The sequence below is a fragment of the Flavobacterium sp. HSC-61S13 genome, assembly GCF_024171535.1.
In the GTDB taxonomy this organism is placed as follows: Bacteria; Bacteroidota; Bacteroidia; order Flavobacteriales; family Flavobacteriaceae; genus Flavobacterium.
Window position 1 is genome coordinate 516,021 of sequence record NZ_JALJZV010000001.1, and the last position, 13,192, is coordinate 529,212.

Consider the following 13,192-nt stretch of genomic DNA (forward strand, 5'->3'; position numbering starts at 1 on the left):
CAAAAGTACAATTATTATGTGTATTTGACTATTCGTTTATGGCTTTATTCGTGATTCGTTAGTCGACTTACGAATTCCGACTTTCGGCACTCGAATTACATTTTCTCCTTTAAACTATTGATTTCATCACGCAGTTTGGCTGCTTGCATAAAATCCAAATCTTTGGCTGCAGCTTCCATAGCTTTTCGCTTTTCGCGAATTACTTTTTCGATTTCAGCTTTACTGGCATATTTCAAACTATTTTCGGCAACAGCAGAAAAATGCGTAGTAGGATCCGACAATACATCTTTGGTCAGTTCGCCAGAAATCTTTTTATTTAATGCTTTGGGTTCCAGACCGTGTTGGATGTTATAAGCATGTTGTTTGCTGCGTCTGTACTCGGTTTCATCCAAAGTTTTCTGCATACTGGCTGTAATTTTATCGGCATACATGATAGCACGACCGTTGATATTTCGAGCAGCACGACCGACGGTTTGCGTCAACGAGCGATGGCTTCTCAAAAAACCTTCTTTATCTGCATCAAGTATAGCTACTAACGAAACTTCTGGCAAATCCAAGCCTTCACGGAGTAGGTTGACACCGATTAGTACATCAAAAATACCTTTTCTAAGATCCTGCATGATTTCCACACGTTCTAAAGTATCAATATCAGAATGTATATATCTACAACGTATTGACATCCTATCGAGATACTTAGCCAATTCTTCAGCCATTCTCTTTGTTAAGGTCGTTACTAAAACGCGTTCATCAACTTCAACCCTTTTTTGTATTTCTTCAATTAAATCATCAATCTGATTGAGACTTGGACGCACTTCTATAATCGGGTCTAATAATCCAGTTGGCCGAATAACTTGTTCTACATAAATCCCCTCAGACTTTTCTAGTTCGTAGTCTGCTGGTGTAGCCGAAACATAAATGACCTGATTTTGCATACTTTCAAACTCCTCGAATTTTAAAGGACGATTATCCATAGCTGCAGGTAATCTAAAACCGTATTCAACCAGATTTTCCTTACGAGATCGGTCACCGCCATACATGGCATGGACTTGTGAAATGGTCACGTGACTTTCATCAACAACCATCAGAAAATCATTGGGAAAATAATCCAAAAGACAGAACGGTCGGGTGCCGGGTAAACGACCGTCTAAGTAACGAGAATAATTCTCAATTCCAGAGCAATAGCCCAGTTCACGAATCATTTCCAAATCAAAGTTCGTGCGCTCCTCTAATCGCTTGGCTTCTAAATGCTTTCCGATTTCTTTAAAATAATCGACCTGTTTGACCAAATCTTGTTGAATTTCCCATATAGCATTTTGCAGCACATCAGGAGAAGTGACAAACATATTAGCCGGGTAAATATTCAGTTGGGTATACTTTTCAATTACTTGAGAATCCTTGGGATTAAAAACTTCAATATCTTCAATCTCATCGCCAAAAAAGTGAATTCGAAACGGGTTATCTGCGTAACTAGGGAAAACTTCGACCGTATCTCCTTTAATTCTAAATGTACCAGGAGTAAACTCAGCTTCGGTGCGGGAGTACAAACTCTGTACGAGTCGATGTAGAAACTTTGTTCTACTAATAACTTGATCCAGCTCGATAGTCACGACGTTTTTTTGAAATTCTACAGGATTTCCAATACCGTATAAACAAGACACGGAAGCGACAACGATGATATCACGTCTACCCGAGAGTAGCGACGAGGTAGTACTCAACCTCATTTTCTCGAGTTCTTCGTTAATCGAAAGATCTTTTTCTATATAAGTCCCTGTTACCGGAATAAAGGCTTCGGGTTGATAATAGTCATAGTAAGACACAAAATATTCTACAGCATTGTTTGGGAAAAACGATTTGAATTCTGAATACAACTGTGCTGCTAATGTTTTATTATGTGCTAAAACAAGCGTAGGCTTTTTTACTTCTTGAATAACATTCGCAATCGTAAAGGTTTTTCCTGAACCGGTTACACCTAAAAGTGTTTGATACTTTTCCTGATCGATAATTCCTTGAGACAGTTTTTGTATAGCAGTAGGTTGATCCCCTGTAGGTTGATAATCCGAAACTACTTTAAAATCCATAGTGATAGTTTTTACAAAAGTAAGGTATATTCTAGATATTAAGGTATAAAAAAAGCGCAAGATAAACTTGCGCTTTTTGAAGTAATATTATAAAATTCTAACAAATTATTTTACTTTGAATACAACTCTACGAGCGATTTCACGAGCTTTGTTTGAAGATTTTTCAACTGAATCATCTACACCGTTTCCAGCAACTGAAATTTTAGAAGCAGCAACACCTGATTTTACTAAGATGTCTTTAACTCTTGTAGCACGTTTTTGAGATAGTTGTTTGTTGTAAGTAGAATTTCCACCTACAGCATCAGCATATCCAAGAACTTCAACAGAAGAAGATGGGTTACTTCTTAAGTAAGTAACTATGAAGTTCATACCTTCAGTAGAAGCAGCAGTAGGTTCTGATTTGTTGAAATCAAAATATACAGCAACATAACCTTTGTTGATTAATTCTTTAACCAATGCGCTGTCTTCAACAGTCATTGTTTCCACTTTTTGGTTTCCGTATTTCTCTTGTAAGTAAGATTCGAAACTATCTGGAATACCATTATTATTTTTGTCAATTGATCTACCTTTTACATCAACCATTGCTCCAGCTGGAGTATTTGGCTCTTGATCTAAATAATCTGGCACACCATCATTGTCAGAATCAATCATTTTATTTTCAACATCTGTTAATCTGCTGTCTAATTCAGCCAATTTGTTTGTTGAAGAATCTCCATAATACCAGTCAGCATGTGTTCCATGTCCACCTAAGTAGATTGAAAGACCTAAAGTAGCATTATAAAGTGTTCCTTGTAAACCTCTAAGATCTGATACATCAGTATAGCCATCAAAAGAATTGTTTTGTCTAGCATTTTTGATCATCGTGAAATCTGCATTTAACGCAACTCTTTCAGATAATTTCAACTGACCTGTAATACCTGCTATCACATTAGCCATTTGATCAGTTCCTTTGAAACCATCACTAGTCATCCAAGAATAACCTGCACCTGCATGAGCCTGTATGTTCAAAACTTTAGTCCACTCTTCAAAATTTAAAACCCTTCCTAAGTTAACTACCCCTTGTAGGCTAGTTCTGTAATATTGAGTTTCGAATTTTTTACTATCGTCATCATTTTCGATTTTGTCGTATCCAAAATCAGCTTTAACACCGAATTTGTTGTTAAACATATAACGAACACCTCCATCAGCATGGATAAAACCAAACGTATCAGCGAAATACCCTGAAGTGAAAGGCTCTGTCGGTTTAGTTAAACCTGCGTTTAAGTCAACTGACCATTTGTTGTAAGGACGCTCTTGAGCATTCATTGATCCGAAAGCAAGAACTGTAGCTAATACTGGTAATGCAATTTTTTTCATATTTTCTTTTTTTTAATAATTACTCTTTATCAAAACTTAAAAGCATTTTAAAGCGTTGTTACTACTGCAAATATAAAACAAAAATCTGTATACCTAAAAAAAAAACCACTTTTTTCAATTAAAAGTACAACTTTAGCTAAATTAATATTAATTTTAACATTTTATTAATCATTAAACTTAGTTTTAAAATTAAAAAAGCGATTATATGTACGTATCTAAAATTTTCGTGACAGTGGATTGCGTTGTTTTGCGAGCGGATGGATCTGATTTTCAGCTGCTTTTAATCCAAAGAAAAAACGATCCTTATAAAGATTATTGGGCATTGCCAGGAGGTTTTGTCGATGAAAATGAAGATCTGCAAGATGCTGCAAAACGAGAATTATACGAAGAAACTACGGTTAGAGTTACAGAATTACTTCAAGTAGGAGCCTTTGGAAAACCTTTTAGAGATCCGAGATCGCATACGGTTAGTGTAGCTTATTATACCTTATTAAAGGAGGAAGTAGAAGCGAAAGCCAATGATGATGCAAAAGAAGTTGGTTGGTTTTCCATTAAAGACTTACCTTTGCTGGCGTTCGATCATCGAGAAATTGTCGAATGTGCATTAAATAAATTTTTGAATGACTAATATTTACAGAAGCAGGAGATGGGTAAAACCCGAGGACTTAAATGCTAACAGCACCTTGTTTGGAGGTACTCTATTAGCCTGGATCTCTGAAGAAGCGGCCTCCATGGCTATTATCGATCTGGGAAACAATAAAATTGTTTCTAAACACATGTCGGCAATTGACTTCATGAGTACAGCCAAACAATCAGACATTATCGAAATTCAATTAAAAGTCACGCATTATGGAACCACTTCGATAACCATGACGTGTCAAGTTTTTAACGCCATGACCGACGAACTAATCATTACTGTCGAATCGATAACTATGGTAAATCTAGACGATAGTGGCAATCCGAGTCCGCATGGAGTAACTGAAACAAAATCTTTTTTATAATTATCAATACGCGTTAGCATGACCAACAACAATATTTACAAGTCGAGAAAATGGGTAAAACCCGAAGATTTAAACGCAAACAGCACTTTATTTGGAGGACGTTTATTGGCTTGGATTGACGAAGAGGCAGCTTTATTTGCTGTTTTAATCTTAAAGAATAGAAGAGTTGTAACTAAATATATGACTGAAATTAATTTTATGAGTTCTGCTAGACAGTCTGATATTATAGAAATTCAGTTTGAAATCACTAAATTCGGAAAAACTTCCTTACAAATAAAATGTTCAGTCTTTAACATAATGACTAAGGAAACCATTATTACTGTGGAAGCTATTACTATGGTACATTTAGGAGAAGATGGAAAACCTTCACCACATGGATTAACGGATTTAGGATGGTTTTAGTTTCTTAGTTTATCCAAATCTACAGACGAGGGCAATTCGTAAATTTCCAAATCAAAATAGGGGACTGCCGCTATAAAATGATCGAATATATCAGCCATAATCGCTTCGTGATTGACCCAGGTCTTATCGAGTGTAAAGGCATAGATTTCTAATGGAATTCCCTTCTCTGTAGGTTGCAAATGACGTACTAAGGTGGTTAGTTCCTTATTCAAACCGGTATGATTAGCTAAGTACTGATTCATATACTTTCTCAACAAACCTAAATTGGTCATATTGCGACCGTTGATGTTTAGATTTTTATTGATTTTGTGTTTACTGTTGTATTGGTTGATATCTGCTTGTCGATGCGTTATAAATGCGCTGACTAATTCGATTTCCTTATATCTTTCTAGGTCAGCATCGGTCAAAAACTTTACACTATTTTCCTTAATAAACAAGGATCGTTTGATACGACGGCCACCGGAGTTAAACATGCCTCTCCAATTTTTAAAGGAGTCTGAAATCAAGCTATAAGTCGGAACTGTTGTAGTGGTATTATCAAAATTGCGTACCAAAACCGTTACGAGATTGATTTCCATCACATAACCGTCTGCGCCGAATTTCTCGCTGGTAATCCAGTCGCCAATGCGAACCGTATCATTTAAGGTAACCTGTATACTAGCAATAAACCCCAATATACTATCTCTAAAAACCAATATGGTAATAGCCGATAAGGCTCCAAATGCCGTCAATAGATCTATAAAATTGGTACTGAAAGTATTTAAAATAATAGATATTATCGTGAAAATCCATAGAAAAGTCAGAAAAACCTGGGCTTGATTGTCTACCGGTTTGTCGAGATATTGAGGCTTGGTTTTGAAGTAGTCTCGGACAGAAAAAACAACACTTTTTAATATATAAAGCGTTAGTAGTGAAATAATAACGAAGTACAATTTATTCCAAAGCATCAACTCTTCGAATTCCTTTAAATAAATATACTTTAAAGACTTGTTCAATAAGCTAAGTGGTATAAGATGCGCCAAATAACTATATGCTTTATTCTGCACCAAATAAACATGAAACCGAAATCGGGAGCGAGTTGAAATGAATTTAGAAAAAGTGTAAATACCCTTCTTTAAAATATAATCGAGTAAAAAACCTATGGCAAGTGCTAAAACAGTATTGACCACCAGTATTAATGAATCAACAACATCACGTTGTAAATCCAATTCACTTAATAAGCTTTTTACCCAACTATATGGAATCATTTATTTAAAGTTTAATTAGATGATTCTTCTGTTTTTAGCATTTTGAACTCTACGTAAAAAGTTCCAAATGGAATGATAGAAGCGATACAGATCAAAAAGTATTTTGACCAACTCCATTTTTCTTCAAATTTAAGTACTGTAGCCATCACGATGTAGCCAATAAACAACAGTCCGTGTGCCATTCCAACGGGTCCAACCAATTCTGGTTTATCCATAAAGTACTTCATTGGCATGGCAATAAAAAATAAAGCTAAAAGGGAAACTCCTTCTAAAAAAGCGATAATTTTAAAAATCTTCAACATGAAAAGGGGTGATTTTATAAGGTTAAATGTTTAGCGTACTAAAATACATTTAAAAAAGTATAAAATTGGAGATATTTAAAAAAAAAGGCTCAGGAAATGTCCTGAGCCTCTATAATTTATGATTGCTTTAAGAATTTATGCCTCTTGAAGTTTCAAGTTGTATTCTTTTAAATCTGCGATGTTATGTTTGTTGTTCAAATCCGTAAATAAGGATAGAATATACTGCAAACTTTCCATGTTATTTTCCGTTACAGGGACCTGCTCTGCTTCAATTGGATTTTCCTCATCTATAGGTTCATCTGACGGAATATCAATTAAAAATGCTCCATTCGCCAAGACGTGTTCGTATGTCAAACGAATTGCTTTTACCAATATAGGATTTTCTTCTAAGAGCGCAAATTCTCTTAATTTTTTTAAGTCGGTAACAAAATCTTCTACAACAAGTCCGTTAGCAATTAAATCTGACTGAACTTTCTTGATTAATTTTTGTGCATGGGAGTTTTCCACTGTAATATCTTTAAATTAAAAAATCATTTCGGATTGCAAAAATAATCTTTTCTAATTTGATTACTAATCTTATTGGTATAATTTTATTGTTAATTTCCTTTTTTTTTAGTCTACAACATTTATTTATAGAAATATAAGCACAGATTTACTATAAATTAAAAAAATCATAGCTATATATTCTCAATATGAATTTAAGTTACATTTTAAGTATTATTAAAGTTTGGGTAGTTTTAAAGATGCATTCACTACAGACCAACAGCGGCCTTAATTTTTTTTCAAATACAGATAACACTCATGAACTAAAGGGGGTTAAAATTGAGGCTAGGGTAGGCTTGAATTACCGTTTTTTTTAGTACCTCATTACAGTACGCAAAATGAAGTAGGAGCTGCTATTTTATTTGTCGCAACTGCGTTTTTATTCTTGGATCCATTAAAGTACCATACTCTTGTTCAAATTTATCTTTTACCGATCTGTCTTTGATATCCAATTGAAGGGAAAGGTATTTTAATTTACGTTTACACAGTTCAATGATTTCGGACCATTCCACAACATAGACTTCAATGTTTTTTTCAGTTTTACGATCGTATAGAAACGGTTGATCAGGGTATTTCTGTCTACTAGACTTCACTTTGGACTTGGCAAACTTACTAAGATGTGAAGAAATTAAATAAAGCTTGTACTTTACTTTTTCTGTTGGTAAAGCGCCATAGTCCTCCAAAGTAAAGGCGTAAGCATCGATTTGGTTGAGTTCTTTTTTACCTATAGCACATTTAGGTGATTTTAATTCTACCACCATAATTTCTCGTTCGCCATAGTCGTTGATCTTTTCGTTTAAGAAAAACAAATCGGTTATATTGTTTAAGCCTTCTGTATTTTCAATTAGATTGTTTTCGTCCGCCGTAGGCTCATAATGCAGAAACCGGTTAGTTAAATCACTTAAAATCGAGCCTATTCTACGATCGGACCATAAATGTGGTGTTTCATTATAGTGCTCCCCAAATAACCACAATTCATTTTCTACGATTTTATGTAGCTGACTGCGCTCTTTTACATACGATGCAATACTGCCATAGATGATTTCATGAAGAAAACTAAGAAATTCATTCTTAGCAGCTACTTTACTAGCAAAATGAACTACATTTTCCAGGTCAGTTTTTTGTAAAAGACTGTGAAATTTATCGAGATTTTCATCAGACAGCTTTAAAACTTTATTAAAAATATATTCAATATTCCCATCGGCAATAGCTTTATTTAAAAGTGGAAATAAAAAAGTTCTAATTTGGTCATCACTCTCTACGATTTGATGCTTTTCTTCAATTAAATAAGCGATTTTCTTAAAAACAATCTCTTGAGAATTGGTAGCCGGTTTTTCGTTTTTAAAGGGATAGTACTGATCGTTTTCAAGTCGGTTTATAAAATTTTCAAATTTTTTATTCCTTGTCTTAAAAAAGTCGTTGATGGTTTCTTTTATCACGCTCTTTAATTTTTTAGTTTCCTCTTCACCCAGGTTTTCCAAATCAATGTTTCTAAACAAGTCTGAATCGAACAAATTCGAATCGATATAAACGAACCAAGTACCCAAATCCGGTGTATACCAATCAGAAGAGTAGGTAAACTCATAAGCAACCGATTTGATGCCGGCATTCTCTGCTTGTAGAAATACTTTGACCTTATTTAGGGAGGTTTTGATTTTATAGAAGTGAAAATTCAAATCGAAAACCTGCTGATTTATATTGGAATACGTGACTTTTTTATATTTAGGCTCTTCTAAGACAAATTCATTTTTATCTATTTTTCGTCCGTTGACAGTAAAATTGATCTTTTCATTAAATATTTCAAACGGATAATGTTCAAAAATGGCGGCAGCAATTTGATCTTTGTTAAAGGATGCTATCAACAGGTTTTTTTTCGCAACCCGTTTTTGTTTATTGTGATGTAAATTTTCTATCTCAACTTTATAATAAGTCGTATTCCGGGTTGTTTCAGAATAATCATAGTCGATTTTAACCGCTGTCTTTTCAAGTTCTATATCATCTAATGTTGCTGTGTCAATAGCTAAGCGGGTTTTACTATATTGTTGGTTCCGAGAATCAAAAGCTACGGTTTCAATTTTCATTAATTCTCCAATCTGAAACGAGCTAAACCTTCCAATACCTTGACCGCTTTTTTTGACATTGGTTGCGATTTGAAGAATTCGCTTCTTGATTTCTGAATAAGGAACACCACATCCGTCATCTTGTATACTAAGTTTTTCAATACCCGACTTGACCGTCAACGAATCGTTATAAACGATGGTAATATCAATATTTTTAGCATTTGCTTGAATAGCATTATTAATCAGTTCTTTAAATGCTCTAAAACTATCGACATATTTAGTCAGCAAATTCTTAATTATCCGAGTATTTGTTGTGATTTTTTCTGTTGCGGAATTCATATTAATACGTGTTTTTAGCCGTTTATTAGTTGTCAAATAAGCCGCTACACCTGTATTGCTGAACCCGTACCGTAACTTACTTAACCATTTAAGGAGAGGACTAGAAGCCATTAAAAACGAATAGTAGATCGTTAATTTTGAATTACTGCCTCTAAAAACTAGATTGACTTTGTAATTTTAAAGTATAATAATAGAAAATAAAAATTAAAAACAAAACATAATTCTTTGATTTAACACCGTTTACCATCTAAAGCGAAGAGTAAACTTTTTCAACCACAGCGGAAAGCGCTAGTATTATGTAAAATAGAAAATCAAAGAAAAATTGTAGTTAGTGCGTAATTAAGTAGTACTCAATATGATTTGATCACGAAGTTTGCTAAATCGATATCGTGCAAATGATCAGCAAGATATATCAGCACTTGATGGTAACGAATTTAGCAACTTATAAAGGTTTTTAAATTCCATATTGATCCATGTAGATACCTATGAGACTATCGATCAATTCGCTATGATAAGTTTCATATAAAGGCATACTAAATTTTAAATACGGCCGTATTTGCAATTGTTTTCACTTAATTTGCAAATAACGCCTTTTTAAAATACTAAGTAACCTAAATATCGTAACACGAGGCTTTATAATACTGAATAGCATAGTTACAAAGCCTTTTTTGAAGGTTCTTATACTACTTCTATATTTGAACTATAATATATATTATGTAAAATAGGATATGTAAAATTGTAAAATACATTTCTAGCATCTCTTTAACTTGCTAACATCCTTCTATAAATAAATTCATATTTATATAGTGTAATCTAGATGTGATACTACTCTAAAATGTTGCGATGAAATTGTCGATGATCTTCTTTTAAAATTTCTTTTTACTTAGTCAAGTTTCTGTACTTTTACAGACTTCAACAATCTTGTACATGATCTATTTACTTTTAAGCATTTTTTGCAGTGTCACTGTTGGCGTGCTTTTAAAAATATCCAAAAATAAAGGCACCAATATATTTCAAATGGTCAGCGTCAATTATTTGATTGCTTTGGTTTTGTGTTATAATTTGTTTCCAATCAATTTGAACACTATGCCTTCAGATTTACCTTGGCCGGTCTTAATTCCGCTGAGTTTGTTGTTACCGACGATCTTTGTGATTTTATTTCATTCTGTCAATCGCGTTGGAATTATTAAAACCGATATCGCTCAAAGATTATCTTTGGTGATACCCATAGTGGCTGCTATATTGATTTTTCAAGAACAGATTACGACTTTAAAATACATCGGACTTGGTTTTGGTTTATTGGCGATCTATTTTACCTTAAATAAAAAAGATCTTTCCACTCAAAACAATAAAAACTCCTATATATTTCCACTATTTGTATTTCTAGGATTTGGCGTTATTGATGTTTTTTTCAAGCAAATTGCTCTGTATACTACACTACCATATACCACCTCATTATTTTTTGTATTTGCTTGTTCTTTATTAGTTTCGATATTGATCAATGCCTATCAGATTTTGACCAAGAGAAATCAACTGAGTGTTAAAAATCTGTATTATGGCCTCCCATTGGGCGTTCTAAACTTTCTCAATATTTACTTTTATTTAAAAGCTCATACCTTATTCTCAGACAATCCAACTACGGTATTTGCCATGATGAACTTCGGGGTTATTATACTGGGTACACTAATTGGTGTCATTGGATTTAAGGAACGTTTATCGCGCAAAAATATTTTGGGTTTAATCCTCGCTATAGTCGCCATTTCCTTAATTGCAACCTCACAGTATTTAAAATAAAAAAGGATAGGAAAATCAAGTCCCCCTACCCTTTTTAACACCTTATATATATAACTACTTGTTTACCAAGGTTATGATTTGTTCAATGCTTTCTGGATTGATCAAAGTAGAAATATCACCAAAATTATTGGTATCCCCTTTAGCAATCGATCGTAATATTCTACGCATAATTTTACCTGAGCGCGTTTTTGGTAAACTTTCCACAAAAACCAACTTATCCAATTTGGCGATAGCGCCAATATGACTGGATATATAATTATTAATCTCTTTGGTTAAGTTTTCTCTATCTCGGTATTCTCCTTGTACTTTTAGGGTAATAAAGCCATATAACGCTTGTCCTTTGATATCGTGTGGGAATCCGACAACAGCACTTTCGGCTACTGCTGGATGTTCGTTAATCGCATCTTCTATAGGAGCGGTTCCTAAATTATGTCCAGATACAATCACCACATCATCAGTTCTACCCGTAATTCTATAATAACCGACTTCATCTCTTAAAGCACCATCTCCCGTAAAGTACTTTCCAGGAAATTGGGTGAAATACGTATCTATATAACGTTGATGGTCGCCCCATATCGTTCGGGCCATCGACGGCCAAGGAAATTTGATACACAGATTACCATCTACTTGATTGTCTTCTATTTCATTTCTTTTATCATCCATCAAAACCGCTTGAATTCCCGGTAAGGGCAAAGTTGCATAGGTCGGTTTTGTTGGTGTAATAAAAGGCAAAGCCGATATTAAAATACTTCCGGTTTCTGTTTGCCACCACGTATCTACTATAGGACACTTTTTCTTTCCAACATGATCGTTATACCAGTGCCATGCCTCTTCGTTTATAGGTTCTCCAACCGATCCGATTACGCGTAAACTCGATAAATCGTGATTGTTTACATAACTGTAATCCTGTGTCATCAACGAACGAATAGCCGTAGGTGCTGTATAGAATTGTGTAATTTTGTATTTATCAATAGTATCCCAAAAACGACTGTAATTAGGATATGATGGTATACCTTCAAAAAGTACTGTAGTAGCACCGTTAAGCAACGGTCCATAGAGTATATAAGAGTGTCCCGTAATCCAACCGATATCGGCTGTACACCAGAAAATATCGCTTTCTTGATGGTCAAAAATATTTTTAAAGGAATAGGCTGTTTGCACCATATAACCTGCTGTAGTGTGAACCATACCTTTAGGTTGACCCGTTGAACCTGATGTGTATAAGATAAATAGAGGATCCTCTGCATCCATTACCACCGCAACATGATTCGGTATGGCTTCTTCTAATAGAGGAGCTAACCACAAATCACGACCCTCTTTCATATTTACTTCGGTATTAGTACGCTGAACGACTAAAACCTTTTCAACGGAAGGACATTCCTCAAGGGCTTCGTCAATTAGCGGTTTTACAGGGATAATTTTATTTCCTCTAAAATTTCCATCGGAGGTAATAACCAATTTACACGTCGCATCATTAACGCGCTTTGTAACAGCAGACGATGAAAAACCAGCGAAAATAACACTATGAATGGCTCCAATACGTGCGCAAGCCAACATACTTACGGCCAATTCCGGTATCATCGGAAGGTAAATACAAACCCGATCGCCTTTTTTAATTCCCTGACTTTGCAATACATTAGCCATTTTAGTTACGCGATTGTATAACTCATTATAGGTAATGTGTTGTGCTGCTTCATTAGGGTCATTAGGCTCAAAAATAATAGCGGTCTTCTCACCTCTTTTGGCCAAATGACGGTCAATACAGTTCTTCGTAATATTTAATTTTGCATTCGTAAACCATTTAAAATCGGCTTCTACCATATCGAACTCAAATACTTTATCCCAGGCTTGGTACCAAACAAAATTCTCTTCAGCTATTTTTCCCCAAAATTTTCTAGGTTCGCGAACGGACTTTTTATAATGTTTAAAATACTGTTCTAAATTTTCGATTTTATAATAACTCATCTTTGAAATGCTATTTAATTAAAGACTCTATGTAATTTTATAAAAATAATGCTTTTAAAAAACACTAACAAAAAAAAATGATTACATTTTGAGCATATAAAGACA

Annotated in this window: 11 protein-coding genes; 4 read left to right on the top strand and 7 right to left on the bottom strand. The window is 34.3% G+C overall.

The window, feature by feature from the left end:
- Nucleotides 1-95 precede the first annotated feature (95 nt).
- Together uvrB and L1275_RS02205 are read right to left on the bottom strand one after the other, a co-directional pair.
- Nucleotides 96-2,078, bottom strand: a complete 1,983-nt coding sequence (uvrB, locus tag L1275_RS02200) for an excinuclease ABC subunit UvrB (protein ID WP_253469247.1) — start codon at nt 2,076-2,078, stop codon at nt 96-98.
- Between the two features lie 105 nt (nt 2,079-2,183).
- The gene (locus L1275_RS02205) at nt 2,184-3,434 is read right to left on the bottom strand and encodes an OmpA family protein (protein ID WP_253469249.1); all 1,251 of its coding nucleotides are present in this window, start codon (nt 3,432-3,434) and stop codon (nt 2,184-2,186) included.
- Nucleotides 3,435-3,639: 205 nt separating this feature from the next.
- On the opposite strand from L1275_RS02205, the gene L1275_RS02210 reads away from it, so the two are divergent.
- The 3 genes from L1275_RS02210 to L1275_RS02220 are packed head-to-tail and all read left to right on the top strand — an operon-like array spanning nt 3,640 to nt 4,837.
- Nucleotides 3,640-4,062 (top strand): NUDIX hydrolase, encoded by a 423-nt coding sequence (locus L1275_RS02210; RefSeq protein ID WP_253469251.1) that lies wholly within the window; start codon nt 3,640-3,642, stop codon nt 4,060-4,062.
- Nucleotides 4,055-4,435 (top strand): acyl-CoA thioesterase, encoded by a 381-nt coding sequence (locus L1275_RS02215; RefSeq protein ID WP_253469253.1) that lies wholly within the window; start codon nt 4,055-4,057, stop codon nt 4,433-4,435. Before L1275_RS02210 ends, L1275_RS02215 begins: the two co-directional genes overlap by 8 nt.
- Nucleotides 4,436-4,453: 18 nt before the next feature.
- On the top strand, nt 4,454-4,837 hold the full coding sequence (locus L1275_RS02220; protein WP_219291661.1) for an acyl-CoA thioesterase: 384 nt from the start codon (nt 4,454-4,456) through the stop codon (nt 4,835-4,837).
- On the opposite strand, the gene L1275_RS02225 is transcribed toward L1275_RS02220, so the two are convergent.
- From L1275_RS02225 to L1275_RS02240, 4 genes are all read right to left on the bottom strand, one after another.
- Nucleotides 4,834-6,084 (bottom strand): mechanosensitive ion channel family protein, encoded by a 1,251-nt coding sequence (locus L1275_RS02225; RefSeq protein ID WP_253469255.1) that lies wholly within the window; start codon nt 6,082-6,084, stop codon nt 4,834-4,836. The two genes, L1275_RS02220 and L1275_RS02225, sit on opposite strands and share 4 nt — an antisense overlap.
- A gap of 11 nt (nt 6,085-6,095) precedes the next feature.
- Complete coding sequence (locus L1275_RS02230) at nt 6,096-6,386, bottom strand: DUF3817 domain-containing protein (protein ID WP_253469257.1); 291 nt, start codon at nt 6,384-6,386, stop codon at nt 6,096-6,098.
- Nucleotides 6,387-6,521: 135 nt separating this feature from the next.
- A complete protein-coding gene (locus tag L1275_RS02235; RefSeq protein WP_253469259.1) occupies nt 6,522-6,893 on the bottom strand; it encodes a hypothetical protein in 372 nt (123 codons plus the stop codon).
- Nucleotides 6,894-7,282: 389 nt separating this feature from the next.
- Nucleotides 7,283-9,328, bottom strand: coding sequence for an ATP-binding protein (locus tag L1275_RS02240; protein ID WP_253469261.1), 2,046 nt, complete (start codon nt 9,326-9,328; stop codon nt 7,283-7,285).
- A 927-nt stretch (nt 9,329-10,255) separates the two neighbouring features.
- Here L1275_RS02240 and L1275_RS02245 point away from each other — a divergent pair.
- Nucleotides 10,256-11,122 (top strand): DMT family transporter, encoded by an 867-nt coding sequence (locus L1275_RS02245; protein ID WP_253469263.1) that lies wholly within the window; start codon nt 10,256-10,258, stop codon nt 11,120-11,122.
- Between the two features lie 54 nt (nt 11,123-11,176).
- Here the strand turns inward: L1275_RS02245 and acs are convergent, their stop codons facing one another.
- Entirely contained in the window at nt 11,177-13,087 is a 1,911-nt protein-coding gene (gene acs, locus L1275_RS02250) for an acetate--CoA ligase (RefSeq protein WP_253469265.1), read from the bottom strand.
- Nucleotides 13,088-13,192: the final 105 nt, after the last annotated feature.

What these genes read in the sequence shown, in the direction of transcription:
- L1275_RS02205 (WP_253469249.1), bottom strand. Translation starts at nt 3,434, where the DNA reads ATGAAAAAAATTGCATTACCAGTATTAGCTACAGTTCTTGCTTTCGGA.
- L1275_RS02225 (WP_253469255.1), bottom strand. Translation starts at nt 6,084, where the DNA reads ATGATTCCATATAGTTGGGTAAAAAGCTTATTAAGTGAATTGGATTTA.
- L1275_RS02210 (WP_253469251.1), top strand. Translation starts at nt 3,640, where the DNA reads ATGTACGTATCTAAAATTTTCGTGACAGTGGATTGCGTTGTTTTGCGA.
- L1275_RS02245 (WP_253469263.1), top strand. Translation starts at nt 10,256, where the DNA reads ATGATCTATTTACTTTTAAGCATTTTTTGCAGTGTCACTGTTGGCGTG.
- L1275_RS02220 (WP_219291661.1), top strand. Translation starts at nt 4,454, where the DNA reads ATGACCAACAACAATATTTACAAGTCGAGAAAATGGGTAAAACCCGAA.
- uvrB (WP_253469247.1), bottom strand. Translation starts at nt 2,078, where the DNA reads ATGGATTTTAAAGTAGTTTCGGATTATCAACCTACAGGGGATCAACCT.
- L1275_RS02215 (WP_253469253.1), top strand. Translation starts at nt 4,055, where the DNA reads ATGACTAATATTTACAGAAGCAGGAGATGGGTAAAACCCGAGGACTTA.
- acs (WP_253469265.1), bottom strand. Translation starts at nt 13,087, where the DNA reads ATGAGTTATTATAAAATCGAAAATTTAGAACAGTATTTTAAACATTAT.
- L1275_RS02230 (WP_253469257.1), bottom strand. Translation starts at nt 6,386, where the DNA reads ATGTTGAAGATTTTTAAAATTATCGCTTTTTTAGAAGGAGTTTCCCTT.
- L1275_RS02240 (WP_253469261.1), bottom strand. Translation starts at nt 9,328, where the DNA reads ATGAATTCCGCAACAGAAAAAATCACAACAAATACTCGGATAATTAAG.